This is a genomic window from Actinosynnema sp. NPDC050801 (assembly GCF_040673975.1).
GTDB lineage: Bacteria > Actinomycetota > Actinomycetes > Mycobacteriales > Pseudonocardiaceae > Actinosynnema.
In genome coordinates this window covers 150,866-175,442 of the sequence record NZ_JBFAQZ010000011.1, presented here as the reverse complement: position 1 = coordinate 175,442, position 24,577 = coordinate 150,866, and the positions used below count along the sequence as shown (strand labels likewise).

The 24,577-nt window shown below is 72.8% G+C and carries 24 protein-coding genes and 1 pseudogene; 12 read left to right on the top strand and 13 right to left on the bottom strand.

Annotation, left to right across the window (positions count from 1 at the left end):
- The first annotated feature begins 4 nt into the window (after positions 1–4).
- On the top strand, positions 5–769 hold the full coding sequence (locus AB0K14_RS24575) for a TIGR00730 family Rossman fold protein (protein ID WP_360453662.1): 765 nt from the start codon (positions 5–7) through the stop codon (positions 767–769).
- Positions 770–825: 56 nt separating this feature from the next.
- Here the strand turns inward: AB0K14_RS24575 and AB0K14_RS24570 are convergent, their stop codons facing one another.
- The 3 genes from AB0K14_RS24570 to AB0K14_RS24560 are packed head-to-tail and all read right to left on the bottom strand — an operon-like array spanning position 826 to position 3,759.
- Complete coding sequence (locus AB0K14_RS24570; RefSeq protein ID WP_360453665.1) at positions 826–1,869, bottom strand: crosslink repair DNA glycosylase YcaQ family protein; 1,044 nt, start codon at positions 1,867–1,869, stop codon at positions 826–828.
- Positions 1,862–2,233 carry a DUF3224 domain-containing protein gene (locus tag AB0K14_RS24565; protein ID WP_360453668.1) on the bottom strand — a complete coding sequence of 124 codons (372 nt, stop codon included), beginning with the start codon at positions 2,231–2,233 and terminating at the stop codon, positions 1,862–1,864. Before AB0K14_RS24565 ends, AB0K14_RS24570 begins: the two co-directional genes overlap by 8 nt.
- Positions 2,234–2,268: 35 nt before the next feature.
- On the bottom strand, positions 2,269–3,759 hold the full coding sequence (locus tag AB0K14_RS24560) for a CocE/NonD family hydrolase (protein WP_360453671.1): 1,491 nt from the start codon (positions 3,757–3,759) through the stop codon (positions 2,269–2,271).
- A 126-nt stretch (positions 3,760–3,885) separates the two neighbouring features.
- Here AB0K14_RS24560 and folP point away from each other — a divergent pair, with 126 nt between their 5' ends.
- On the top strand, positions 3,886–4,746 hold the full coding sequence (gene folP, locus AB0K14_RS24555; protein ID WP_360453674.1) for a dihydropteroate synthase: 861 nt from the start codon (positions 3,886–3,888) through the stop codon (positions 4,744–4,746).
- A complete protein-coding gene (locus AB0K14_RS24550; RefSeq protein WP_360453677.1) occupies positions 4,746–5,645 on the top strand; it encodes a glucosyl-3-phosphoglycerate synthase in 900 nt (299 codons plus the stop codon). Before folP ends, AB0K14_RS24550 begins: the two co-directional genes overlap by 1 nt.
- A gap of 197 nt (positions 5,646–5,842) precedes the next feature.
- On the opposite strand, the pseudogene AB0K14_RS24545 reads toward AB0K14_RS24550, so the two are convergent.
- The 4 genes and pseudogenes from AB0K14_RS24545 to AB0K14_RS24530 all read right to left on the bottom strand — a co-directional run.
- Positions 5,843–7,135: pseudogene (locus AB0K14_RS24545) on the bottom strand (ATP-binding cassette domain-containing protein); the annotation flags it as partial.
- A gap of 167 nt (positions 7,136–7,302) precedes the next feature.
- Positions 7,303–8,907: a thiol reductant ABC exporter subunit CydD gene (gene cydD / locus AB0K14_RS24540; protein WP_360453680.1), complete on the bottom strand. Its 1,605-nt coding sequence runs from the start codon at positions 8,905–8,907 to the stop codon at positions 7,303–7,305.
- The gene (locus AB0K14_RS24535) at positions 8,894–9,739 is read right to left on the bottom strand and encodes a cytochrome d ubiquinol oxidase subunit II (RefSeq protein WP_360453683.1); all 846 of its coding nucleotides are present in this window, start codon (positions 9,737–9,739) and stop codon (positions 8,894–8,896) included. The genes cydD and AB0K14_RS24535 overlap by 14 nt, the downstream gene beginning before the upstream one ends.
- Positions 9,740–9,749: 10 nt before the next feature.
- Positions 9,750–10,916, bottom strand: coding sequence for a cytochrome ubiquinol oxidase subunit I (locus AB0K14_RS24530; RefSeq protein ID WP_360453686.1), 1,167 nt, complete (start codon positions 10,914–10,916; stop codon positions 9,750–9,752).
- A gap of 89 nt (positions 10,917–11,005) precedes the next feature.
- Between AB0K14_RS24530 and AB0K14_RS24525 the strand changes: the two genes are divergently transcribed.
- The 5 genes from AB0K14_RS24525 to AB0K14_RS24505 all read left to right on the top strand — a co-directional run bounded on the left by AB0K14_RS24525 (position 11,006) and on the right by AB0K14_RS24505 (position 13,695).
- Positions 11,006–11,344 carry a helix-turn-helix transcriptional regulator gene (locus AB0K14_RS24525; protein ID WP_201438570.1) on the top strand — a complete coding sequence of 113 codons (339 nt, stop codon included), beginning with the start codon at positions 11,006–11,008 and terminating at the stop codon, positions 11,342–11,344.
- Positions 11,326–12,003, top strand: a complete 678-nt coding sequence (locus AB0K14_RS24520) for a permease prefix domain 1-containing protein (RefSeq protein ID WP_360453689.1) — start codon at positions 11,326–11,328, stop codon at positions 12,001–12,003. The genes AB0K14_RS24525 and AB0K14_RS24520 overlap by 19 nt, the downstream gene beginning before the upstream one ends.
- 25 nt (positions 12,004–12,028) lie before the next feature.
- Positions 12,029–12,397 (top strand): DivIVA domain-containing protein, encoded by a 369-nt coding sequence (locus tag AB0K14_RS24515; protein WP_360453692.1) that lies wholly within the window; start codon positions 12,029–12,031, stop codon positions 12,395–12,397.
- Between the two features lie 273 nt (positions 12,398–12,670).
- Positions 12,671–13,081, top strand: a complete 411-nt coding sequence (locus AB0K14_RS24510) for an SRPBCC family protein (RefSeq protein WP_360453695.1) — start codon at positions 12,671–12,673, stop codon at positions 13,079–13,081.
- Positions 13,078–13,695 carry a DNA-3-methyladenine glycosylase I gene (locus AB0K14_RS24505; RefSeq protein ID WP_360453697.1) on the top strand — a complete coding sequence of 206 codons (618 nt, stop codon included), beginning with the start codon at positions 13,078–13,080 and terminating at the stop codon, positions 13,693–13,695. The genes AB0K14_RS24510 and AB0K14_RS24505 overlap by 4 nt, the downstream gene beginning before the upstream one ends.
- Here the strand turns inward: AB0K14_RS24505 and AB0K14_RS24500 are convergent.
- Together AB0K14_RS24500 and AB0K14_RS24495 are read right to left on the bottom strand one after the other, a co-directional pair.
- Positions 13,682–14,461, bottom strand: a complete 780-nt coding sequence (locus AB0K14_RS24500) for an enoyl-CoA hydratase-related protein (RefSeq protein WP_360453700.1) — start codon at positions 14,459–14,461, stop codon at positions 13,682–13,684. The genes AB0K14_RS24505 and AB0K14_RS24500 overlap by 14 nt on opposite strands.
- A 14-nt stretch (positions 14,462–14,475) precedes the next feature.
- Entirely contained in the window at positions 14,476–15,255 is a 780-nt protein-coding gene (locus AB0K14_RS24495; RefSeq protein ID WP_360453702.1) for a PaaX family transcriptional regulator C-terminal domain-containing protein, read from the bottom strand.
- A gap of 261 nt (positions 15,256–15,516) precedes the next feature.
- On the opposite strand from AB0K14_RS24495, the gene AB0K14_RS24490 reads away from it, so the two are divergent.
- Positions 15,517–15,684: a DUF3117 domain-containing protein gene (locus tag AB0K14_RS24490; RefSeq protein ID WP_012783412.1), complete on the top strand. Its 168-nt coding sequence runs from the start codon at positions 15,517–15,519 to the stop codon at positions 15,682–15,684.
- Between the two features lie 167 nt (positions 15,685–15,851).
- Entirely contained in the window at positions 15,852–17,327 is a 1,476-nt protein-coding gene (locus AB0K14_RS24485; protein ID WP_360453705.1) for a leucyl aminopeptidase family protein, read from the top strand.
- A 343-nt stretch (positions 17,328–17,670) separates the two neighbouring features.
- Here AB0K14_RS24485 and AB0K14_RS24480 read toward each other — a convergent pair whose 3' ends face one another.
- The gene (locus AB0K14_RS24480) at positions 17,671–18,537 is read right to left on the bottom strand and encodes a LysR substrate-binding domain-containing protein (RefSeq protein ID WP_360453835.1); all 867 of its coding nucleotides are present in this window, start codon (positions 18,535–18,537) and stop codon (positions 17,671–17,673) included.
- A 56-nt stretch (positions 18,538–18,593) separates the two neighbouring features.
- Between AB0K14_RS24480 and AB0K14_RS24475 the strand changes: the two genes are divergently transcribed.
- On the top strand, positions 18,594–19,781 hold the full coding sequence (locus AB0K14_RS24475) for an MFS transporter (protein ID WP_360453708.1): 1,188 nt from the start codon (positions 18,594–18,596) through the stop codon (positions 19,779–19,781).
- Between the two features lie 453 nt (positions 19,782–20,234).
- Here the strand turns inward: AB0K14_RS24475 and AB0K14_RS24470 are convergent, their stop codons facing one another.
- Positions 20,235–21,596, bottom strand: coding sequence for a hypothetical protein (locus AB0K14_RS24470; RefSeq protein ID WP_360453710.1), 1,362 nt, complete (start codon positions 21,594–21,596; stop codon positions 20,235–20,237).
- A 99-nt stretch (positions 21,597–21,695) separates the two neighbouring features.
- A complete protein-coding gene (gene glgA / locus AB0K14_RS24465) occupies positions 21,696–22,859 on the bottom strand; it encodes a glycogen synthase (protein ID WP_360453712.1) in 1,164 nt (387 codons plus the stop codon).
- A gap of 103 nt (positions 22,860–22,962) precedes the next feature.
- On the opposite strand from glgA, the gene glgC reads away from it, so the two are divergent.
- Positions 22,963–24,177 (top strand): glucose-1-phosphate adenylyltransferase, encoded by a 1,215-nt coding sequence (glgC, locus tag AB0K14_RS24460; protein ID WP_360453715.1) that lies wholly within the window; start codon positions 22,963–22,965, stop codon positions 24,175–24,177.
- On the opposite strand, the gene AB0K14_RS24455 is transcribed toward glgC, so the two are convergent.
- Positions 24,164–24,556: a cupin domain-containing protein gene (locus AB0K14_RS24455; RefSeq protein WP_360453718.1), complete on the bottom strand. Its 393-nt coding sequence runs from the start codon at positions 24,554–24,556 to the stop codon at positions 24,164–24,166. The two genes, glgC and AB0K14_RS24455, sit on opposite strands and share 14 nt — an antisense overlap.
- Positions 24,557–24,577 lie beyond the last annotated feature (21 nt).

The window sequence follows — 24,577 nt, the reverse complement described above, 5'->3', positions numbered from 1 at the left end:
CCCAATGACGGACAGCGTGGACGAGCACCCCAGGGAGAAGCGGCGCGGACCGGTCGTCCTGCGTCGTGAGCAGCGGGATGAGCTGACCACGACGGACCAGCGGTTGCTGGACTCGCGGGGACCGAGCGACTGGGTGCACACCGACCCGTGGCGCGTGCTGCGCATCCAGGCGGAGTTCGTCGAGGGGTTCGGCGCGCTGGCCGAGGTGCCGAGCGCGGTGACGGTGTTCGGCTCCGCCCGCACCGGCCGCGACCACCCGGAGTACGAGACCGGCCGCAAGCTGGGCGGCGCGCTGGCCGAGGCCGGGTTCGCGGTGATCACCGGCGGCGGTCCGGGTGCGATGGAGGCGGTCAACCGGGGCTGCTCGGAGGCCGGCGGGTTCTCCATCGGCCTGGGCATCGAGCTGCCGTTCGAGCAGGGCCTGAACCCGTGGGTCGACCTGGGCGTGAACTTCCGCTACTTCTTCGTGCGCAAGACCATGTTCATCAAGTACTCGCAGGCGTTCATCTGCCTGCCGGGCGGGTTCGGCACGCTGGACGAGCTGTTCGAGGCGCTGACCCTGGTGCAGACGAAGAAGGTCACCAAGTTCCCGGTGGTGCTGTTCGGCAAGGCCTACTGGCAGGGGCTCTACGACTGGGTGCGCGACTCGGTGCTGGCCAGCGGCAAGGTCAGCGAGAAGGACCTGGACCTGCTGTACCTGACCGACGACATCGACGACGCCGTGCGCGTGGTCAACGACGCCCACAAGGCGTGGGCGGACGCGCACTGAGCCTGCTCGTTTCCCGACGACGTCAGCCGCCGGGAAACGAGCCGCCGGGAACGGTCTCAGCTGATCGTGGCCTCGTCCAGGCCCCGGGCGGCGGCCAGGCGGGTGGCTTCCTCGGCGAACATGCCCGGGTCCAGCGGCACGAACGGGGAGACCTTGACGTCCAGGCGGGAGCCGGTCGCCTTGGCCTGCCAGGTGCCCAGGACCTCGCCGTCGACCAGCAGCGCGCCGCGCCGGCCCAGGATGCGCCACACCTGCTTCTGGTGCGCCTTGTCCGGCACGAGCAGGTCGCGGTCGCGGGCGTTGAGGTACGGGTCCAGCGGCGGCAGCAGGCGCACCACCTCGGGTTCCGGCGGGTTCTCGAACGCCTCGACGCGGTCGGCGGGCAGCCACGCCCGCTTGGAGATCGCGACCAGGTCGTCCGGCCACACGTCCTTCACCTCGCGCACCGGCGCGCCGAAGTAGTTCGCCACCTCCGACGGTCCGGCGGGGCCGTGCAGCCGCAGGTAGTCGGCGATCAGGACGTCGAAGCCGCGGGAGGCGTCCGGGACGTCCTGCCTGCCTTCCAGCGGCACGAACGTGACGGTCCGGCCCGCCGGGTCGAACCGCAGCCCGGCGGGCAGCACGGCGATGCGGAAGATCGGGTCCAGCACGTGCGTGGCGTCGCAGCCCCGGCACCAGGCGGTCAGCTCGGGCCGCACCCGCGGCGTGAGCCGGGACGACGCCTCGCCCTTCGTCATCGGCCCCGTCACCACCTCCCGCAACGCCGACGCGACCTCGTGCAGCGCCGCGAGCCCGTCCGGCACCGGCGGCCGGTTCATCCGGGCCACCGCGTCGGCGTCGCTCAACGGCCACAGCCGGGCCGCCAGCGCGGGCACCTCGTCGGCGCGGTGCCAGTGCGGCGCGCCACGCACGCTCCACGTGAGCGTGAACGCGTCGAGGTCGGGCACCCGGTCCAGCCGGGCTGCCAGCGCGGGCGCCGCCGACCGTTCCGAGTCCTGCACGCCGAGGTCGAACACCCGCAGGTCGGAGGCCTCGGCGACGGTGCGGTCGAACTGGTGCGCGGCGACCCGGTAGGCGATCACCCGTTCCCGGTCAGCCAAGGTCGTGGTCCAGGACGATCAGCTCGTGCTCCAGCCGGGCGGTGCCGGAGATGCCGGCCAGCTCACCGGTGCCCGACCCCGGCACGATGTGGCCCCAGAACTGCGCGTCCTCGCCCGACATGATCGCGCCGTGCTGCAGCACGAACGTCCCGGACCGGCCCTCCAGCGTGCCGACGAACCGCTCGGTGCCCACGTAGCCCGCCGAGCCGTCCGACGGTTGGCACATCGTCAGCTCGGCGGTGCTCGTGCCCTCCATCACCCCGCGGTAGGCCTTGTCCACGAGCGCCCGGCCCAGCTGCGGCTCCGCCTCGTCGTAGACGGTCTGGTCCCACCGGGTGATCTTGAACGTCGACTTGGATTCCATGCGGGGATCCTTACAGGAAATCCTGTCAGCTGCTGTCAGGTGCGCGGCACCCTCAGCCACGAGTCCGCGCCGAACGCGACCGTCGAGCCGAGCGCGCTGGAGCCCCTGTACCGGGCGTCCACGGTGTCCACGACCAGCACCAGCCGGTTGCCGGCCGACACGTTCCACACCACCGGCTCCAGGTCCAGGTCGACCGCGCGGGTCGCGGTGCCGGTGATCGTCACCGGCTTGTGCGTGACCAGCGCGCCCAGGCCGAGCGCGTTCACCTCGTACAGGTAGGCGTAGAGCGTGGTCCTGGCGGCGCTCGGCGTCACGGTGAGGTGCACGCGCGGCGTGCCGCTGACCGAGGTGGCGGTCCACTGCACCGGTCCGCGCCACACCGCCGCCGCACCCCGGTCGATCAACGGCGTCGAGACGCCCACCGGGATGTTCAGGAAGCCCTGCAACGCGCCGGACAGCATGACCGTGCCGCTCTCGGCGATGGTCGGCCACCCCGCGCCGATCCGGTCCGCGGTCAACGGCACCGTGTCCGTGCGGGTGGTCGCCGCCGCCCACGACGGGAACGAGCGCCAGCCGCCGCCGTTGTTCGGCTTGACGTGCACGGGCTGTTCGAGGTCGATGCCGTTGGCCACGCCCTTGAGGTGGTGGTCGAACCAGCGGCCGACCGACGCCCAGATCTCGTTGGGCAGCCCGGCCGCGCCGAACAGCTCGGCGGTGGCGTGGTCACCGGGCGAGAGCATCAGCCGCTTCGGGCCGGTCAGCGCGGCGAAGAAGTCGGTGACCTGGCCCGGCGCGAACAGCCCGTCGTTCCACGCGTTGCCGATCATCACCGCGGCCTTGATGGACGACACCTTCGACGCGGGGGAGCGGGGCGGCGAGATCGGCAGCACGTCCTGGAACCGGTTCTCCCGGTAGGCGGCCTCCGCCTCGCGCAGCACCGGCCCCGGCCGCCCGGTCAGGTGCCCGGCGGCCAGCAGCAGCTCGACGGCCTGCGCGCTGACCGTCTCGTTCGGGTACAGCGAGCGGGCCAGGTCGGTCCACGTGCTCAGCGCCGCCACGGCCTTGATCCGCGGGTCCGCGGCGGCGGCCAGCAGCGACTGGCCCGCGCCGTAGGAGATGCCGCCGACGCCGATCCGCGCCGGGTCGCCGTGGGCGTGCGCGAGGCCCCAGTCGACCACCCGGCTGACGTCGGCCACGGTGTCCGGTCCGGCCACGTCGATCTCGCCGGCCGAGTCGTAGAACCCGCGCGAGGTGTAGCTGATCACCGAGTACCCGGACTCGTAGGCGAGCTTGGCCGCCGCGCCGACGTACTCGATGTTGTTCACGTCCCAGCTCGACGGCAGCACGATCAGCGGGAACGGTCCGCTGCCGCGCCCGGTCGGCGTGACGACGAAGGCCTTGAGCGGCGTGCCGCCCTGGCCGGGGATGGTCTCGTAGGCCACCGCGAAGCCGGGCGCGGCCTGGGCGGGTGGTGCCAGGACGAGCGCCACGAGGGCGGCGAACAGCAGGGGGAGTGATCGGCGCACGAGGTCCTCCTTGACCGCGACCGGGATCACGCAGGGTGTTACCGGCGAGTAAACACGAACTTTACTCGCCGGTAGGAGAGGTCTGTGACGCGGCTCACTCGGCGGATGACGTGGCACGATGCGGTCATGCGGTTCGGTTCACGAGAGGTCGCCGGAGATCGCGCGCTGGTCATGGCGATCGTCAACCGGACGCGCGACTCGTTCTACGACCGCGGCGCGACCTTCTCCGACGAGGCCGCCATGGCCGCGGTGGACCGGGCGGTCGCCGACGGCGCGGACATCGTCGACATCGGCGGGGTCAAGGCGGGTTCCCGGGGCGAGGTGGTGGACGCCGCCGAGGAGGCGCGGCGGGTCGTGCCGTTCGTCGCCGCGGTCCGCGAGCGGCACCCCGACCTGGTGATCAGCGTCGACACGTGGCGGCACGAGGTGGGCCGCGCGGTGTGCCGGGTGGGCGCCGACCTGATCAACGACACGTGGGCGGGCGCGGACCCGGCGCTGGCCGAGGTGGCGGCCGAGTTCGGCGTCGGCATCGTCTGCTCGCACACCGGCGGCCTGCCGCCGCGCACCGACCCGCACCGCGTCCGGTACGCCGACGTGGTGGCGTCCGTGGTGGCGGAGCTGGTCGGGCGGGCCGAGCGGATGGTGGCGCTGGGCGTGCCCGCGGCGGGCGTGCTGATCGACCCGACCCACGACTTCGGCAAGAACACCTGGCACGGCCTGGAACTGCTGCGGCGGCTGGACGAGCTGGTGGCCACCGGCTGGCCGGTGCTGATGGCGTTGTCGAACAAGGACTTCGTCGGCGAGACGCTGGGCGTGGAGCTGGAGGACCGGGTGGACGGCACGCTGGCCGCGACGTCGGTGGCGGCGTGGACCGGCGCGAAGGTGTTCCGGGCGCACCAGGTGCGGCAGACCAGGCGGGTGGTGGAGATGGTGGCGAGCATCGCGGGCACGCGTCCGCCCGCGCGGGTGTTGCGGGCGCTGGCCTGATGGCGGACTGGTTCGCGGCCAACACGTGGCAGAGTCCGCGGTGGACGATCCCGGAACTGGTGGCCGCCAAGGGGAACCGCACGGTCAGCGTCGTGCTGCCCGCGTTGGACGAAGAGGCGACGGTCGGCGACGTGGTCGGCGTGGTGCGACCGCTGCTGGGCGGCTTGGTGGACGAGCTGGTGGTGGTGGACTCGGGTTCCACGGACGACACGGTGGCGCGGGCGGCGGCGGCCGGGGCGCGGGTCGTGCACCGGACCGACGTGCTGCCGGAGTTCCCGCCCCGACCCGGCAAGGGCGAGGTGCTGTGGCGGTCGTTGGCGGCGACCTCCGGTGACCTGGTGGTGTTCCTGGACTCCGACCTGGTCGACCCGGACCGCGAGTTCGTGCCCGCGCTGCTCGGCCCGCTGCTGACCCGCGACGTGCACCTGGTGAAGGGCTTCTACCGGCGGCCGCTGCGGCTGGAGAGCACCGGCGGCGGCCGGGTCACCGAGTTGGCGGCCCGGCCGCTGCTCAACGCCCTGCGGCCGGAGCTGGCCGGTGTGGTGCAGCCGTTGGGCGGCGAGTACGCGGGCACGCGGGAGTTCCTGGAGTCGGTGCCCTTCGCCCCCGGTTACGGCGTGGAGATCGGGTTGCTGCTCGACGCGCACGCCCGGTACGGGCTGGACGGGATCGCGCAGGTCAACCTGGGTGTGCGCAAGCACCGCAACCGGGACCTGTGGCAGCTGGGGCCGATGGCGGCTCAGATCGCGGTCACGCTGCTGCGCCGGTGCGGTGTGCCGGTGGAGTCGTCCACGTTGACGCGGTTCGTGCCGTTCGACGGCGAGTGGCTGCCCTCGCCGGTGGACGTGCCGGCGGAGGACCGGCCCGCCATGCGCTCGGTGCTCCAGCGGTCGCGGTAGTAGCCGGGGACGTCGACCAGTTCGGCGTGCGTGCCCTGCTGGGTGATCCGGCCGTCCTCGAACACCACGACCCGGTCGAAGTCGACCAGCGGGGCGAGGCGGTGCGTGACCAGCACGACGCTGCCGCGGGCGTGGTCGAGCACGCGGCGCAGCACGGCGTCGCCGTGGTCGACGGCCAGGCCTTCGACGGGTTCGTCCAGTAGCAGCACGTCCGGGTCGGCCAGCAGCACGCGGGCCAGGAGCAGGCGTTGGCGTTGGCCGCCGGACAGCGCGTCGCCGTCCTCGCCGACGACGGTGTCCCACGGGACGTCCAGGTCGACCAGTGCGGCCGCCCGGTCCAGCTCGTCCCGTGACGCGTCGGGGCGGGCGAGCCGGACGTTGGCTTCCACGGTGGCGTGGAAGACGTGGGCGTCGTCCAGCACGCCCTTGGCGACACCGGGATGTGCGGCGGCCAGGGCTCTCAGGAACGTGCTCTTGCCCGCGCCGCTGGCACCCACGACGCCGACCCGGCCGACCGGCAGCTCGACGTGCGGTGCGGGGACTTGGTGCGGCGCGAAGGCTGGGTGGGGTGCTGGGGCTGGGTGGGGTGTGGGGGCTGGGTGCGGTGCGAAGGCTCGGTGCGGTGTGGGTGCTGGATGCGGTGTGAGGGCTTGGTGGGGTGAGGGGACAGGGTGGGGTGCTGGGGCTGGGTGCGGTGCGAGGGTTCGGTGCGGTGCTGGGGCTGGTTGCGGTGCGGAGGCTGGGTGCGGTGCGAGGGTTTGGTGGGGTGCGGGGGCTGCGTGCGGTGTTGGGGCTGGGGCTTGGTGGGGTGCCGAGGCTCGGCCGGCCCGCAGCGCTTCCCGCACCCGGGCGACCGAGCCGCGCACCTCGGCCCACCGCTGGGCCGCCGCCGCCAACGGCAACGTCACCTCCAGCACCGCGACCGAGCCGAGCACGACGTGGGCGGGCGCGCCGGCCCGCAGCAGCGCCAACGCCACCCCGAACTGCACGACCACCGCCACCGCCGCCAGCACCGCCGCACCGGAGCCGCCCCGCCGTTCCCGTGCGGCCAGCGCGTCGACCACCCGGCCGGTCGCGGCCAGCTCGCGGTCCAGCGCGCCGAACGCGGTCAGCTCCGCCGCGCCGTCCAGCAGCACGACGGTCCGCTCGGCCAACGCCGACCGCAACGGCGCCAGCCCGTCGAGGTGCCGGGCGGCCAGCAGGTAGGCGGTCGTCGGGATAATGCATACAGTCGTCAGAAGACCAACGACCAAGGGCCACGCGAAGCCGGTCGCGATCAACGCGACCACGCCCACGGCGGACGCCACGGCGCCGGGCAGCAGGCATCGCAGCAGTGCATCTTGTATACCGTCGACATCCGACACGAGCCGGGTGAGGGCGTCACCACCGCGCAGCGGACGCCGCGTCAACGCCTCGTACAGCCGGCCGCGCACCTCGGCCAGGTGCCGCAGCACGGCGGAGTGCCCGGCCAGCCGCTCGACGTACCGCATACCGCCGCGCGCCACGGCCAGCGCCCGCACCGCCACGATCGCCACCGTCAACGCCGAGAGCGGTGGCTGTTGCGCGGCACGCATGACGAGCCACACGGCGGTGGTCATCAGCCCGATCCCGGCCAGTTCCGCGGCCACCCCGGCGACCACCGCGAGCACCAGTCGCCTCATCCGAACGCCACCACCCGGTCGACCTCGCCGAGCATCACCGGCCGGTGCGCCACGACCAGCGCCGTCCGCCCGGACGCGAGCCGCCGCGCGGCCCGCAGCACCGCCTCCTCCGTGCCGCTGTCCAACCGGGACGTCGGCTCGTCCAGCAGCAGCACCCGCGCGTCGTCCCGGACCAGCGCCCGCGCCAACGCGACCCGCTGCCGTTCGCCGGAGGACAGCGGGTGTTCGGCGTCGACCAGGTGCGCCAACCCGACCTCCGCCGCGGCGGCCCGCACGTCGCCGGTCGAGCCGAGCGCGATGTTCGCGCCGACCGTGCCGGGGAACACCGTCGGCCGCTGCGGCACCCACGCGAGCTGCCGCAACCACGACTCCCGGTCGATCTCGCGCAGGTCCACCCCACCGACCAGGACCCGCCCGGACGAAGGCGTGACGAACCCCATCAGCACCGCGAGCAGCGTGCTCTTCCCGACACCGCTCGGCCCCACCAACCCCACCCGCTCACCGGGCGCGACCCGCAACGACATCCCGCCCAACGCCTCCCGCCCCGGGTACCGGACCACGACCCGGTCGACCACGATCTCGGCCACGCGCAGGTCCGGCGCCCGCACCCCGCCCACCACCACCCCGCCCACCACGACGCCGGACCGCTCGCCGAGTTGTCCACAGGCCGCGTCCGCGGGCGCCTTTTCGTCGGTCCTGCCTGGCAGTATCGAAACCGGGGATCCCCCTGGCGGGGACCCCTGCGCAGCCGCGGCGTCCAGCACGGCCAGCCCTTCGGCCGAGGCGTGGAACTGCGACCCCGCCGCACGCAGCGGCAGGTAGGCCTCCGGCGCGAGCAGCAGCACCAGCAGCGCCACCGGCAACGTCACCGCGCCGTCCAGCAGCCGCAGCCCCACCGGCACGGCCACCAACGCCACCGACAGCGTCGCCACCAGCTCCAGCACCAACGCCGACAGGAACGCCACCCGCAGCGTCCGCATGGTCGCCGCCGCGTGCGCGCCCGCCATCGCCCGCACCGTCGCCGCCTGCGCCGCCGCCCGCCCGAACACCTTCAACGTGCCCAACCCGCGCACCACGTCCAAGAAGTGCCCGCCGACCACGGCCAGCCCCTCCCACTGGGCCCGCGTCCGATCACGGGTGTGCATGCCGACCAGCGCGGCGAACACCGGCACCAGCGGCAACGTCACCAGCACCACCACCGCGGACGTCAGGTCGGCCAACGACAACCGCACCACCACCGCGACCGGCACCACCGCCGCCACCACCAGCTGCGGCAGGTACCCGGCGAAGTACGGCTCGACCGCGTCCAGCCCCTTCACCACGAGCGTCGCCACCGACCCCGCCTGCCCGCCCGACCCGCACGAGTCGCGCAACACCCGCTTGCGCAACGACGCCTTCACCGCGGACGCCTCCCGCTGCGTGACCACCCGCCCGCCCCACACCACGAGCCCGCGCGCCACGACCACCGCCACCAGCCACCACGCCGACCACCCACCGGACAGCACCGACGCCAACACCTCGGCCTGCGCCAACACCACCGCCGCCGTCACCACCGCGAGCACGGACAGGACGACGACGTACCGCCGGTCAACGTGCCGCACGGGACATCCACCAGGTCGCCCACTGGAACACCAGCACCAACGGCACCACCACGACCGCCGCCCACGTCAACACCCGCAACGTCGACTCATCGGCCATCACCGACACCGTCACCACCGACCGCGCGCCGAACACACCCACCACCGGCAACGCGCACAGCACGGCGCTACAACCGAAAGCGACCCGGTGACGCCCGCCGCGCAACGCCCACCACACCCCGCCCAGCAGCGCCAACGCAGCCACCGCCGTCATCCCGAACGCGGGCGCGGGCGCCGATCCGGCCGTGAGTACCGCCGCCACCACGAACGCGGCAGCGGGCAGCACCAGGGCAACCGCCGTGCGCGTCGCCCGTTCCCGCAACCCACCGGACAGCCGCCAAGCGAGGAAAACCGCGCCGTGCAACGAGAACAACACCACCAGACCCGCGCCCCACAGCACGGACGGCCCGCCGAGCACCCGGCCCAGCAGCACACCCCAGCCCGCCGCGACCACCAGCGCACCGCCCACCAACAGGAAGTCCCACGCGGGCGAACGCAGCTGCACCGCGACCGTGAAGCACACCAACCCGGCCAACAGCACCGTGAACACCGTGTGCTGCGACGACAGCAGCTCACCCTCCAGCCGGGGGAACGCACCGAACAGCACGCCCACCGCCGCGACCAACCACACCTCGTTGCCGAGGAAGAACGGCGTCACCGCCCGCAGTACCTCCCGCCGCGACCGTTCGTCCCGCCCGATCAACCGCAACAACACCCCGACCCCGTAGTCGAACCCGGCCAACGCGAAGTAACCGCAGGTCAGAAACGCCAGCAGGGCAATCTGGACACCTTGCACGACACACCCCTCACAGAGCCGGAACGAGCGGCGACACGGGCGCCTCGTCGGACGACACCGGTCCGCGCCGCGCCAACCGGGCGATCAGCACCCAGTCGGCGACCGCGAGCAGCGCGAACACCGCCGTGAACGCGACGAAGGACACGAGCACCTGGTCCTGGCCGACGTGCGACATGGCGTCCTGCGTGGTCAGCAGCCCCTGCACCAGCCACGGCTGCCGGCCGACCTCGCGGAACAGCCAGCCGCCGATCGCCGCCACGAACGGCAGCGGGATGCCGATCACCATCAAGTACAGCGGGAACCGCATCCGCACCACCCAGTCGCGGAACAGCAGCGGCACCGTCACCCAGCTCACCAGCAGCAGCACGAACCCGATCTGGATCATGAACCCGAGGCCCGTGCCGTCGAGCGCCCCGACCGTGTCCATCTTGTCCGGCTGGTACCGCTCCACGATCGGGAACTGCCCGAACCCGAACCCCACCAGCAGCGGCGTGGCCAGCGCGGTCAGCACCACGCCGAGCCGCAGCGACCGGCGGAAGAAGTCGACCTCCGCGGTGCGCCGGATGAAGTGGTAGGCGCTGACCCCGGTCAGGAACACCCCGCCCGCGGTCAGCGCGGCGAAGCACACGTGCAGGAACGCCGTGCCGAACGTGGGGTTGGCGAGCATCGCGGAGAAGTCGACCATCCGCAGCACGCCGTCGCGGAGCTCGTGCCCGGCGGGGTGCTGGAGGAAGGCGTTCGCCATCATGATCCAGAACGCGGAGGCGTACGCGGTCAGCGCGACCAGCCAGATCAGGGCCAGGTGCACCCACTTGTTCAACCGGTCCCAGCCGAAGATCCACAGGCCGAGGAACGTCGACTCCAGGAAGAACGCCACCAGCGTCTCCATCGCCAGCGGCGCGCCGAACACGTCGCCCGCGTAGGTCGACAGGCCCGACCAGTTCAACCCGAACTGGAACTCCATGACGATGCCGGTCGCGATGCCGAGCGCGTAGTTCACCACGTAGAGCCGACCCCAGAAGCGCGTCATCCGGGCGTGCACGGGGTCGGCGGACAGCGTGGCCCGGGTCTGCATCAGCGCCACCGCCGTCACCAGTCCGAGCGTCAGCAGCACGAACAGGAAGTGGAACGACGTCGTGGTGGCGAACTGGAGCCGGGCCAGTCCGAGAGCATCCATGAGTAGGGACCGTATATGTAGGCAGACAACTTAACATCGGGGATGTCCCCGATTCCGACCCCGGCCCGCGATCCGTAGAGTCACTACCCATGAAGTCCGACGCGTTGCGGGGACATCTCGACGCGCTCCTGCTGGCCACGCTCGACGGCGGCCAGCTGCACGGCTACGCCATCATCGAGGCGTTGCAGCGGCGCAGCGGCGGTGCCCTCGACCTGCCCACCGGCACCGTCTACCCGGCGCTGCGCCGACTGGAGACCGCCGGCCTGGTGGCCAGCGAGTGGAGCACCGTGGGCGGCCGGCAGCGCCGCACCTACCGGCTCACGAAGGCGGGCCAACGCGCCCTGGCCGCCGAGCGGACCGCGTGGCGCGAGTTCACCACCGCGATCGAGGGCGTGCTGGGAGGCGGGCCGTGGCCGGCGCAGGCGTGATCGACGACTACGTGACCGCGCTGGACCGGCGGCTGCGCGGCCCCGACCCGGTCAAGGAGGACCTGCTGGCCGAGGCCAGGGACAGCCTCCACGACGCCGCCGCCGCGCACCGCGGCGAAGGTCTCACCGAGGACGCGGCCCAACGCCGCGCCGTCGCCGAGTTCGGCCCGGTCACCACCATCGCCCGCGAGTACCAGGGCCTGCTCGGCCTGGCCTACGGCGTGCGCACGCTGCGGTCGGTGATGCTCGTCCTCCCGCTCGCGTACCTGATGTGGGAGCTCAACCGCAAGTTCTGGATCGGCTCCTGGGACGCCTTCGCCGCGCCACCGCCCGAGTGGTACCTGATGATCGCCCGGCTCAACGACACCTCGGCCTGGTTCGTCGCCGGCGCGGCGGTGCTCGCGCTGCTCATCGGGCGACGCCTGGCCCGCACGACGGTCAGCACGATGACGCTGGCCAGGCTCGCGGGTGTCGTCGCCGTCGTCGCGGTCGGCGTGTCCCTGCTCGGCAACGTGGCGATCCTCGCCGCCACCGCCTACCTCGACGCGCCGAGGCTGCTCATGTCACCACCGGTGGCCGCCGCGACCGTCGTCTCGTTCGCCATCGCGCTGCGGCTCGCCGTCCTCGCCCGGAGGTGCGTGGTGTTCTCGTCGGTCTGACCGGGGGATGTGTCACGATCGTCACGTGACTTCAGCGCTCCTCTACATCGTCATCATGGCGCTCGTGGCGGCGGTGGTGTTCCTGCTGGCCGCGTTGGTGTTCGGGCGCGGCGAGGAACTGGCGCCGCTGCCGCCCGGCGCGTCGCCGACCCGCCTGCCCGCCGACGACGTGACCCCCGAAGACGTGCGCGACCTGAAGTTCCAGCAGGTCCTGCGCGGTTACAAGATGACGGAGGTCGACTGGGCGCTGGACCGCCTGGCCGGCGAGGTCGAGCGGTTGCGCGCCAGGGTGGCCGAGCTGGAGGCCGAACTGGGCGTCGACCCGTCCCCCGACCCCACCCACGAGCCCGAACCAGCCCTGAGCCCGCAGGGGCCCGGGTCCGACCTGCGATGACCCCACCGGCAGTTGTCCACAGCCGCGGCCACACGCCCCGCGATTGTCGGACCCCTCTGGCAGGATCAAGAACAGGGGTCCCCTGGGCGGGGACGCCTGCGAAGCAGCACCGCGGACCGGACCAGCACCGTGGGGCGAGCCGGACCGTCGGCCTGCCCCCGCCCGTCCGACCTTGAACCTGAACCCGTGAACCCGAACCCGTGAACCCGAACCCGTGAACCCGAACCCGTGAACCCGAACCCGTGAACCCGCGACACGATCAGGAGCCCGAGCGTGGCCAGGCTTGACCTGCGCGTCGACGTCGAAGCGCCAGCCACCACCACCTGGGCCGCGCTCACCGACTGGGCCAGGCAGGGCGAGTGGATGCTCGGCACCACCGTCCGCGTGACCAGCGGTGACGGGGCGAGTAAGGGCAGCGGGCTGGAGGCGTTCACCGGCATCGGCCCGATCGGCTTCACCGACACCATGCGCATCACCGCGTGGGAGCCGCCGGTGCGCTGCGCGGTCGCGCACACCGGCCGGCTCGTGCGCGGCACCGGCGAGTTCGTCGTCGTGCCCCGCGGCACGCGCAGCGAGCTCGTCTGGTCCGAGGACATCGCGCTGCCGCTCAACCTGGCCTTCGCGCCGGGCGTGAAGTGGTCCCTGCGCCGGTTCGCCGCCTTCGCCCGGGAGTACCCCGCATGACCGACCTCGTCCGCTGCCCGTGGGGCGACAGCACCCCCGACTACGTCGACTACCACGACACCGAGTGGGGCGTCGAGCTGCACGGCGAGGCCGCGATGTTCGAACGCGTGTCGCTGGAGTCGTTCCAATCCGGCCTGTCCTGGATCACCATCCTGCGCAAGCGGGAGAACTTCCGGACGGCCTTCGCGGGGTTCGAACCCGCCGCCGTCGCCGCGTTCGGGCCCGACGACTTCGACCGGCTCATGGCCGACGCGGGCATCGTCCGCAACCGGGCCAAGATCAACGCCACGATCAACAACGCCCGCGTCGTGGCCGAGCTCGACGTGCCGCTGGACGACCTGCTGTGGTCGTTCGCGCCCGAGCACCACGAACGCCCGGCCACCTTCGCCGACGTGCCCGCCGTCACACCCGAGTCGAAGGCGATGGCCAAGGAGCTCAAGCGCCGCGGCTTCGCGTTCCTCGGCCCCACCACCTGCTACGCGCTGATGCAGGCCACCGGCATGGTCGACGACCACATCGCCACCTGCTTCCGCGCCGAGCAAGCCGGGCAGACCGAGCAAGCCGGGCGAGCCGGGCGAGCCGGGAGCACCGGGAGAGCCGTTACCGGCCGGTGAACGTCGGCTTCCGCTTGGCCACGAACGCGGCCACCGCCTCCCGGTGGTCGGCCGTCGCGCCCGCCTCCGCCTGGGTGCGCGCCTCGACCTCCAGCGCCGCCGCCAGCGCACCGGAGAACGCCATCGCCTCCTTGATCTTGGCGTAGGCCGTGGTCGGACCGGCCGCCAGCTGACGGGCCAGCGCCTGCGCCGTCGACAGCACCTCGCCGTCGGGCACCACCTGGCCCACCATGCCGATCCGCAGCGCCTCCTCCGCGTCCACCGGCTGCGCGAGCAGCATCATCTCCATCGCCCGCCCGTGCCCGATCAGCCGCGGCAACGTCCACGACGCGCCCGAGTCCGCGGTCAGGCCCACGTTCGCGAACGCCATCAGGAACTTCGCGCCCGCACCGGCGACCCGCAGGTCGCTCGCGAACGCCAGCGACGCACCGGCGCCCGCCGCCATGCCGTTCACCGCCGCGATGACCGGCTTCGGCATGCCCACGATCGCCTTGATCAACGGGTTGTAGTGCTGCTCCACCGTGTGCAACGGCGCCGGGTCGCCCGCCTCCAGCAGCGCGACGTGCTCCTTGAGGTCCTGACCGGCGCAGAACGCCCTCCCCGCGCCGGTGACGACCACCGCGCGCACGGCGTCGTCACCCGCCGCCTCGACCACGGCCGCCAGGAACCGCTCCTTCAACGCCAGCGTGAACGAGTTGAACGACTCGGGCCGGTTGAGCGTGAAGGTGCGAACGCCGTCAGCGTCGTCGATGAGGAGTTCGGACACGGGTGAACCTCCGGTTAGTGGTGGGCGAGGCAGTCGTCGACGAACTTGGCCACCGCGGGCGCGAGGCGGTTGGTGTGCCGGTCGAAGAACTCGGCCGCGTCCGCGCCCGACCAGTCGGCGGGCAGCAGCTCGCGCGGCAGGCCGGGGTCGCGGAACAGGAACTTCCGCCAAGCGTGCAGGAACCGCTGCGAAGCCGCGAACGCCGCCGGCGGCGACGTACCGTCCACAGCGGACATCACCGGCTCCCACTCGGCCACGAACCGCGCGTAGTCCCGACCCAACGTCGCCAGGTCCCACGCGCGCGCGGCCAGCTCCGCCGCGTCCCCCTCGTGCTCGCCGTGAAACGTGCTCCCGCGCACACCCTCGCCCGCCAGCACGTCCGCCAGCTCCGGCGAGGGCCGCGGCGCGATCCACGTCACAGGGCCCAGCGCGCCGTAGCCGAGCAGCTGGAGCGAGGACGCCAGCCGGTCACGCGCCTCGCGCGCGGGCAGCTCCTCCAGCACGACCACGTGCCACCGACCGTCCCACGTGGACGGCCGGGTGCGGTAGATGCGGGCCGCGGCCTCGTCCAGCCGCCGTTCCGCCCGAGGTGTCATCGCGTAGCCGGGGCCGTCCACCAGCCGGACGGGTTCCAGCCAACCCTGCCGCACCGTGCGCGACACGGCGGTGCGCACGGCGGGCGCGGCGAAGTCCAGCGGCTCCAGCAACCGGACGAGTGCGGCGATCGTCGCCGCACCACCCCGCTCGCGGAGGTGGCCGCCGTAGACGTCGAAGAGCGCGGAACGGGCTCGCACGAGGTCCGAGTCTGTCAGGGCGACCCCGCGACACGCCACAGAGCCGTGATCGGTCACGACCAGGTGACGGTCGGCGGCCGGTGCGGAAGTCGTTGCGGCATGGCGATCCTCGCCCTGATCTGCGGCTCGGTGAAGATCGCCAACCGGCCGCCGACCGGCCGGAAAGATCGGTTCGGTTTCGCTGCCGAGTCCGCATAGGGGAGAATGGCCGAGTATCCGGCCCTGGTCGGACGGGGAAGATGTTGACGGAGGGAGCACGCGATGGCGGCCATGAAGCCCCGGACCGGCGACGGTCCCCTCGAGGTGACCAAGGAGGGGCGCGGCATCGTGATGCGCGTTCCGCTCGAGGGTGGTGGGCGGCTCGTCGTCGAGATGTCGGCGGACGAGGCCAACGCCCTGGGCGACGCCCTCAAGGCAGCCGCCGGCTGACCGGCCGGACCGAGTAAGCGTCGACGCCCCGGTTTCCACAGTGGAACCGGGGCATCGCTACGTCACGCCGCGCCGGTGGCGTCCTCGTGCTGCGCACGACGTCAGACCGGGCGCTCACCTGCGGCTTCACCCATTCCACCGCCTGTCGGCCCCTTCGGAGGTCCCCCGTGCGAGCGCCCCTGCCCACCCCGCTGGTCACCGTCGAGGTGGCCGACACCCTCCGGCGGGGTGTGCCCGCGGTGCTCGTCGCGTTCCCCGGCGACCCGGTGCGGCTGGGACCCGGTGGCGAGCAGGTGGACGACCCGGGTGAGCTGAGCGGCAAGGCCGGGGCGACGTCCAGGCAGGGGCGGTCGTGGGTGGTCGGCGTGGGCGACGGCGGGCCGGGCGACTGGCGGACGGCCGGCGCGGCGCTGGTGCGGGCGCTGAACGCGGACGCGGAGAAGGCGGGCGGGACGACGTTCGACGTGCGGCTGCCGCAGGACGTGACCGCGGCCGCGGTGGCGGCGTTCACGCTGGGTGCGGCGGTCGGCGGGTACCGGTTCAAGGTGACCGGGGAGGAGCCGCCGAAGCGGGTGAAGTCGTTGCGCCTGGTCGCCGACGAGCCGGGGCTGGCGGAGGTCGTGCGCAAGGCGAACACGCTGGCGGCGGCGACGTCGTTGGGGCGGGACCTGGCGAACACACCGTCAAACGTCAAGGATCCGTCCTGGCTCGCCGCGGCGGCGGTGAAGGCGGCCCGGGCCGTGCCCGGTCTGCGGGTCGACGTGCGGGACGAGAAGTGGCTGGCCGAGCAGGGGTTCGGCGGTGTGCTGGCGGTGGGCGGCGGCTCGTCGCGGCCGCCGCGGTTCATCGAGCTGACGTGGCCCGGCACCGGTGCGGGGCAGCCGCACCTCGTGCTGGTCGGCAAGGGCATCACGTTCGACACCGGTGGCATCTCCATCAAGCCGGCCGACGGGATGCACCTGATGCGCACGGACATGTCCGGCGGCGCGGCGGTGATCGCTGCGCTGGCCGGTATCGCCAAGCAGAGCCTGCCCGTTCGAGTGACGGGTCTGGTGCCTGCCGCCGAGAACCACGTGTCGGGTTCGGCGTACCGGCCGGGTGACGTGATCACCCAGTACGGGGGCACGACGACCGAGGTGACGAACACGGACGCCGAGGGCAGGCTGGTCCTGGCCGACGCGTTGGCCTACGCGGTGCGCAACCTCGGACCGGACGTGCTGGTGGACGTCGCCACGCTGACCGGGGCGATGAAGGTCAGCCTCGGCGTGCGCACCGGTGGCCTGTTCGCCACCGACGACGACTTGGCCGCGCGCGTCACCGAGTCCGGTGCTCGCGTCGGCGAGTCGTGGTGGCGGATGCCGTTGTTGGAGGACCTGGTGGAGGCCGTGCGCAGCGACATCGCCGACGTCCGCCAGTGCCCTCCGGGCCCGGGCGCCATCACCGCCGCGCTGTTCCTGAAGGAGTTCACGGGCGGTGTGCCGTGGGCCCACCTGGACATCGCCGGCCCCGCGCGGGCCGACAAGGTCTACGACGAGGTGGTGGCCGGCGCTACCGGCTTCGCCGCCAGAACTTTGATCGAACTGGCCGAAACCTACGCACCCACCCCGCAAACCCCCACCCCGCCGGCCGACACGATCGGGTGATCATGGCCCGAAAATGTACGGAAACACCGTTACCGCACCTCGGTTGAATCGAGGAACCGCAACCGCCGCCAACCACCACCCTCCGACCACCCCAGCCCTCACCCCGGCGGTCACCACCCCGCCGACCACCCACGCCGCCAGCCGCCCCACCCCGCCGGCCAACACCTGCTGGCCGCCTGCCTGCTGGCCCACTGACTGCCTGCTGGCCGCCTACCTGCTGGTCGCCCGCCGGCTGGCTGCCTGCCTGCCCCGCCGACCGCTCGCCGCACCGTCCATCCGCCGCACCGACCGCCCGTCGAGCAGTCGGCGCCCACTTCGCCGCCCGCAGCGGGGCCGGCGGGGGTCAGCGGACGAGCGCGTGATCGCGGAACGCGCGGACGGCGGGCGGGAGCGGGGCCTCGGCGAGCCAGGCCAGGGCGATCTCGCGGGCCGCACGAGGCGTGAGGGGGATTTCCGGCAGCCCGGACGGCGAGTCGGCGTGCGGCAACAGGGCCACGCCCAAGCCGGCCGCGACCAGGCCTCGGACGGTCTCGGTCTCCTGGCCCTCGAACGCGAGCGCGGGCGCGAACCCGGCGGCCGCGCACAGGTCGTCGGTGATCTGGCGCAGGCCGTAGCCGGGTTCCAGCCCGACGAACTCCTCGCCCGCCAGCTCCGCGACCGCCACCGACGCGCGGCCGGCCAGCCGGTGACCCGGTGGCACGACCAAGATCAACTCTTCCTCGCGCACGACGGCGTGGGCGAAGGCGGGGTCGGTCGGGGGTGGCGAGACCAGGGCCAGGTCGACCACGCCGTCGACCAGGTCGGCCAGGATGTCCTGGCGCGAGTTCTGCACCAGTCGGAATCGCACGGACGGGTGATTTTCGCGGAAGCTGCTGACCAGTGCCGGTACCAGCGACCTGCCCAGGAGGTGGAGGAAGCCGAGCGCGACCACCCCACGTTCGGGTGACACCTCTTCCGTTGCGGCACGGTGGCCTGCTTCGAGAGCGGTGAGCGCCCGGTCGGCTGCCTCGCACAGCAGGCGTCCCGCCCTGGTCAGGCGGACTCGTCGGCCCGATCGGACGACCACCGGCGCGCCCAGCGACGTGCCCAGCGCGGCCAACCAGCGGCTCACCGTCGGCTGCGGCACGTCCACGGCCTCGGCGGCGTGGGTCACGTGCTCGTCCGCGGCGAGCGCGCGGAGGACGGCGAGCCTGGGCACCAAATCATCCATCACGGCATCAATTCTGGCAAACAGCCGGATTGGACGCATGGATTAGCGTCGAAGACGTGCCGAGCCGCCTCACCACCTCCGTCGCCGCCACCGGCCTGGCCACGTTCGCCCTGCTCTACGCGCCGCAGTCGGTCCTGCCCGACATCGCGAACGAATTCCGCCTCACACCGGCCGAAGCGTCCCTCACCATCAGCGCCGCCACCGGCGCGCTCGCCCTCGCGGTCATCCCGATGGCCGCCCTCGCCGACCGCGTCGGCCGACGCCGCGTGATCGTCTGGTCCGTCCTCACCGCCGCCGCCCTCGGCCTGCTCCTCCCGCTCGCCCCGACCTACGAGACGTTCGTCGCCGCACGCGCGCTGCAAGGCGTCGCCACCGCGGGCGTCCCGGCCACCGCCATGGCGTTCCTCGCCCAGCAGGCGACCAGGTCGCACGTCGGCGCGGCGATCGGCGCCCTGGTCGCCGGCAACAGCGCGGGCGGCATGCTCGGCCGCCTCATCACCGGCCTGACCACCGACGGCACGTCCTGGCGCACCGCCCTGGCCCTGGCCGGCGGGTTCGGCGCGGTCTGCGCGATCACCGCCGCCTCCCTGCTGCCGAGGGGCCACCACGCCGAACGCCGCCCGAGTGCGTTCAAGGACGCCCTCACCGATCGCGTGCTGCTCTGCCAGTACGCGATCGCGGTCCTCGCGGTGGCGGCGTTCATCTCGGTCTTCAACGTCATCGGCTTCCGCCTCACCACCGACCTCGGCCTGCCCACCGCCGTCGCGACCCTGGTCTACCTCGCCTACGCGGCGGGCGGTGGCACGTCCGCCGCCGCGGGCCGGCTCGCCGACCGCCACGGCCGCGCCCGCATCGCCCTCGCCGGCCTCGCGCTGACCGCCGTGGGCGTCGTGATCACGCTGCCCGACAACGTGGTCACGATCGCCGTCGGGCTGACCCTGTTCACCGGCGGCTTCTTCGCCGTCCACGCCGTCGCCAGCGGCTGGGTCGGCGCCCGCGCGCCGGAGCACGTCCGCGGCCAGGCGTCGGGCGTGTACCTGTTCGCGTTCTACGTCGGCAGCAGCACCGGGGGCACCGCGGGCAGCGCCGCCTACCAGTCGCACGGCTGGCCGGGCCTGACCGCCCTGGTCACCGCGTGGCTGGTGCCGGCGGCCGTCGCCGTCGTCCTCGCCCACCGGGTTCAGCAGGCGAGCGGTACCTCGACACCCGGACGGCCACTGACCGCGCCCGCCGAGTTGCGGTAGCGGCAGGGTCGTCACCGGCGGCTGGGGTGCAGGATCGGGCGGCACGTCGACGCCGGGACCGCAGCACGCCGGCACCGCAGCACGCCGGGACCGCAGCACGCCGGGACCGCCACTGACTGCGGCCATGTCTGATCACGGTGCTGGTGCGGTTGCCGCCGCCGGACGGTGTGGGAGCCGGGGCCGCGTTGGCGCCGGGCCGCCGCTCACTGCGGGCGCGTCTGACTGCGGTGCCGGTGTGGTCGGCTTGGCCGGCGGGCTTGGGAGTTGGGGCGCGTTGACGTCGGGGCGCTGCTCATCGCGGCAGTGGCAGCGGCCGTGGCCGATTGCGGTAGTGGGGCGGTCGTGTTCGTCGGCCGAGGTCAGGGGTTGAGTGGCAACGTCAGCCTTGGGGCCGTCGACCATCGCGGCGGCGTCCGGCTGCGGTACAGGCAGGGGCGTCGTGGCGCACCTGGTTCAGAAGTCCAGTGACACCTCCACCCCGGGACCGCCGCTCACCGCGACCTCACCCGACTGCGGCACCGTCACCGTGCCCGCGGCCACCGAGAAGGTCGCCGCCCGCACGTCCTCCGGCACCTCGAACACGACCGCCGCCGGGAACGTGTCGCCGCCGTAGCGTGCGCCGACCTGCCGGGCCGGTTGCCCACCCGTCGGGGTCAGGGTCAGCAGCGGCGCGGTCTGCCCGGCACCCAGCACGGTCGGCACGTCGTGCGCGACCAGCCGCAGCTCCACCAACGCCATCCCCGGTCCCGCGGTGGCCAGCTCGTACTGCCCGTCCGTCGACACCGGCCGCTGCCGGCCCAACCGCGCCCGCACCACCTCCAGCGACCCGGCCGGCTGCGCCACACCCGCTGACAGCGACACCGGCGTCGACACCGACGTCGTCTCGGGCCCGGGACCGCGCCGCAGCACCTTCGGCGCCTCGCCGATGACCTGCCCCGACGGCACCTCGACCCGCTGTTGCAGCGACTTCGCCCCCACGGTGTCCAGCACGAGCGCCTCCACCCCGCCGGCGGCGGGCACCGTGTAGACGATCAGCGCCGACCCGTTGACCGGCAGCCGGTCGGCGGGCAGCCGGTGCCGCCGCCCCGGCACGTCCAGCGACAGCTCCGGCGGCTGCAACCACCCGCGCCACGGCGTCTGCCCGAACGCCGAGTCGACCTCGTCGTGCCGCGTCACCCGGACCCGGAGCACCCGCAACGCCACCCCGTGCTCGGCCCGCAGATCACCCTCCGCCGTTCTCCACACCGACGGCGCCGCGTACCCCGTGACGTGCACTTCCAGCTGGTCGTCGCGCACCATCGCGGACGCCGCGTCGAGCACCTGGCCGTCGTCGGGCAGCACGGCCAGGAAGTCCGGCCCGGCCTCGCCGACGCCCTGCTCGGCGTCGGTCTCCCGCCCGTCGGTGCGCACCAGCTTCCCCACCGGCGTGCTCCGGGCGCCCTGCGCGGGCACCTGCGGCGGCTCGACCTCCAGCCGGATACCGGACTCGCTGCGTTCGACCTCCTTCAACGGCACCGGCACCCAGTCGGTGGCGGCGGCCGTGCCGGGCACCTGCACGGGGCCGCACCACAGCCGGGTGTCGACCTCGAACGCCTCACCCGTGCGGGCGAACCAGCAGCTCACCGCCTCCTGACCGGTCCGGGCCACGTACCCGAACGACAGCGTGTAGCTCAACTCCGCCTCGGCCCGCGCCTGCAGGCCGGGTGCGTCCACCACCGCCGCACCCCCCATGGTCAACCTGACCTGCTCGGCGCTGAACGCGGGCGTGGCGCACCCACCGGCCACCAGCGCGAGCAGGAGCACAAGCCACCGCATGACGCCCCCAGTAGTTGCTCCTACTGGTTAAAGGCGGTCGGCAGGCCGGACCGTTGCATCACGTTCGAGTGGCGGATGTCACACCGCGGGGTCGGTTGATCACTTAACGCTGGTCAGCGCCGCCTCGTACACGGCCACGGTCTGCTCGGCCACCGTCGCCCACGAGAACTCCTCGACCGCGCGCTGCCGCCCCGCCGCGCCGAACGCCGCCGCCCGCTCCGGGTCGCCGAGCACCTCGTTCACCGCGTCGGCCAGCGACGCCCGGTAGGTCTCGACGTCCTTCTCGTCGTAGTGCACGAGCAGCCCCGTCCGCCCGTGGTCGACGACCTCCGGGATGCCGCCGACGTCGGATGCCACCACGGCCGTCCCGCACGCCATCGCCTCCAGGTTCACGATGCCGAGCGGTTCGTACACCGACGGGCACACGAACACCGTCGAGTGGCTCAGGATCTGCCGCACCTCGGCCGGCTGGAGCATCTGCTGGATCCAGAACACGCCCGGCCGGGACGCCGCCAGCTCCGCCACCGCCAGCCGCGTCTCCTCGGCGATCTCCGGCGTGTCCGGCGCGCCCGCGCACAGCACGACCTGCGCGTCCGGCGAGATCCGGTGCGCCGCGGCGACCAGGTGCCCGACGCCCTTCTGCCTGGTGATCCGCCCGACGAACGTCACGATCGGCCGCGCCGGGTCGATCCCGTGCCGGACCAGCGCGTCGGTCTCGGTCACCGGGTGGTAGGCCGCCGTGTCGATGCCGTTGCGGACCACGTGCACCCGCGCCGGGTCCAACGCCGGGTAGCAGTCAAGCACGTCGGCCCGCATGCCCTCGCTGACCGCGATCACCGCGTCCGCCGCCTCGTACGCGGTGCGCTCCACCCAGGAGGAGATCCGGTAGCCGCCGCCGAGCTGCTCGGCCTTCCACGGCCGCCGCGGCTCCAGCGAGTGCGCGGTCACCACGTGCGGGATGCCGTGCAGCAGTTTGGCCAGGTGACCGGCCATGTTGGCGTACCAGGTGTGCGAGTGCGCGAGCTGGACGCCGCCCAGCGCGGCGGCCATCTCCAGGTCCACCGACAACGTGGCCAGCGCGGCGTTCGCCTGCTCCAGTCCGTGCGCCGGGTTGTGCGCCCTGGCGTCCGCGCGCGGCCCGCCGAAGGCGTGCACGTCCACGTCGACCAGTTCGCGCAACCTCGGCACCAGGAAACCGACGTGCACCCCAGCGCCACCGTAGACCTCCGGCGGGTACTCCCGTGTCACCAGTCCAATTCGCACGACGCTCACCGTAACCCCGATGCGGGGGCGGCCGGGTGAACGGGAGGAGCTCGCCATACTTCGCCGTTGGTGGGCCGGTGCTCACCCGGTTAGGGTCGTTGCTGTGAAAGGGCAACCGCACGTTCTAGGAATTGTCCTCGCCGGTGGCGAAGGCAAACGGCTCTGGCCGTTGACCGCCGACCGGGCAAAGCCGGCGGTGCCCTTCGGCGGTAACTACCGGCTGGTGGACTTCGTCCTGTCCAACCTGGTGAACGCGGGTTTCGTCAAGCTCTGCGTGCTCACCCAGTACAAATCCCATTCCCTGGACCGGCACATCTCCACCACGTGGCGGCTGTCCAATGTGCTCGGCCAGTACGTCACGCCGGTGCCCGCCCAGCAGCGGCTGGGCCCGCGCTGGTACACCGGCAGCGCCGACGCCATCTTCCAGTCGCTGAACCTCGTCAACGACGAGAAGCCCGAGCACGTGATCATCTTCGGCGCGGACCACGTCTACCGGATGGACCCCGGTCAGATGGTGCGGCAGCACGCCGAGACCGGCGCGGGCGTCACCGTCGCGGGCATCCGGGTGCCGCGCGCGGAGGCCAAGGCGTTCGGCTGCATCGACTCCGACGAGACCGGGCTGATCACCCGCTTCCTGGAGAAGCCCGCGGACCCGCCGCACGTGCCGGGCGACCCCGAGGTCACGTTCGCGTCGATGGGCAACTACGTGTTCACCACCGAGGCGCTGATCGAGGCGTTGCGGGCGGACGCGGCCAACCCCGACTCCGACCACGACATGGGCGGCGACATCATCCCCATGCTGGTCGACCAGGGACGGGCGCACGTCTACGACTTCGCCGACAACGAGGTGCCGGGGGAGACCGACCGCGACCGCGGCTACTGGCGCGACGTGGGGACCATCGACGCCTACTACGAGGCGCACATGGACCTGGTGTCGGTGCGGCCGGTGTTCAACCTCTACAACCAGGCGTGGCCGATCCGGACCGCCACCCCGCCGCTGCCGCCGGCGAAGTTCATCGCGGGCGGCAGCGCGGAGGACTCCATGGTGGGGCCGGGTTCGATCATCTCCGGCACCATCCACGGATCGGTGATCAGCTCGGACGTGGTCGTGGAGACCGGGTCGGTGGTGCAGGGCAGCGTGCTGCTGCCGGGCGTGCGGATCGGGCGCGGCGCGGTGGTGCGGCGGGCGATCCTGGACAAGAACGTGGTGGTGCCCGACGGCGCGCTGATCGGCGTGGACCCGGCGACGGACCGGCAGCGCTACACCGTGTCCTCCGGTGGCGTGACGGTGCTCGGGAAGGGCGTCACGGCCCACTGACCAGGTCACCGAGCGGGTGGCCGGTGGTGGCGTCGACGTGGTCGGGGACCTCCTCGTGGCGGTCCCCGACGTTCGACGTGCCGCTGGGCTCCAGCATCAGGATGCGTGCGCCCGCCGACGACGACGGCTTGTGCCGGGCGCCCTTCGGGACCACGAACACATCTCCCTGGCCGAGGTGGACCGTGCGGTCGTCCAGGGCGATGTCGAGCTCGCCGTCGAGGACGAGGAAGAACTCGTCGGTGTCGTCGTGGGCGTGCCAGAGGTGCTCGCCGCGGACCTTGGCGACGCGGACGTCGTAGTCGTTGACCGTGGTCACGACGCGCGGGCTCCACAGCGCGTCGAAGCCCGCCAGCGCCGTCGACAGGTTGATCGGATCCATGGCTGCGATGCTGCGCGCCGG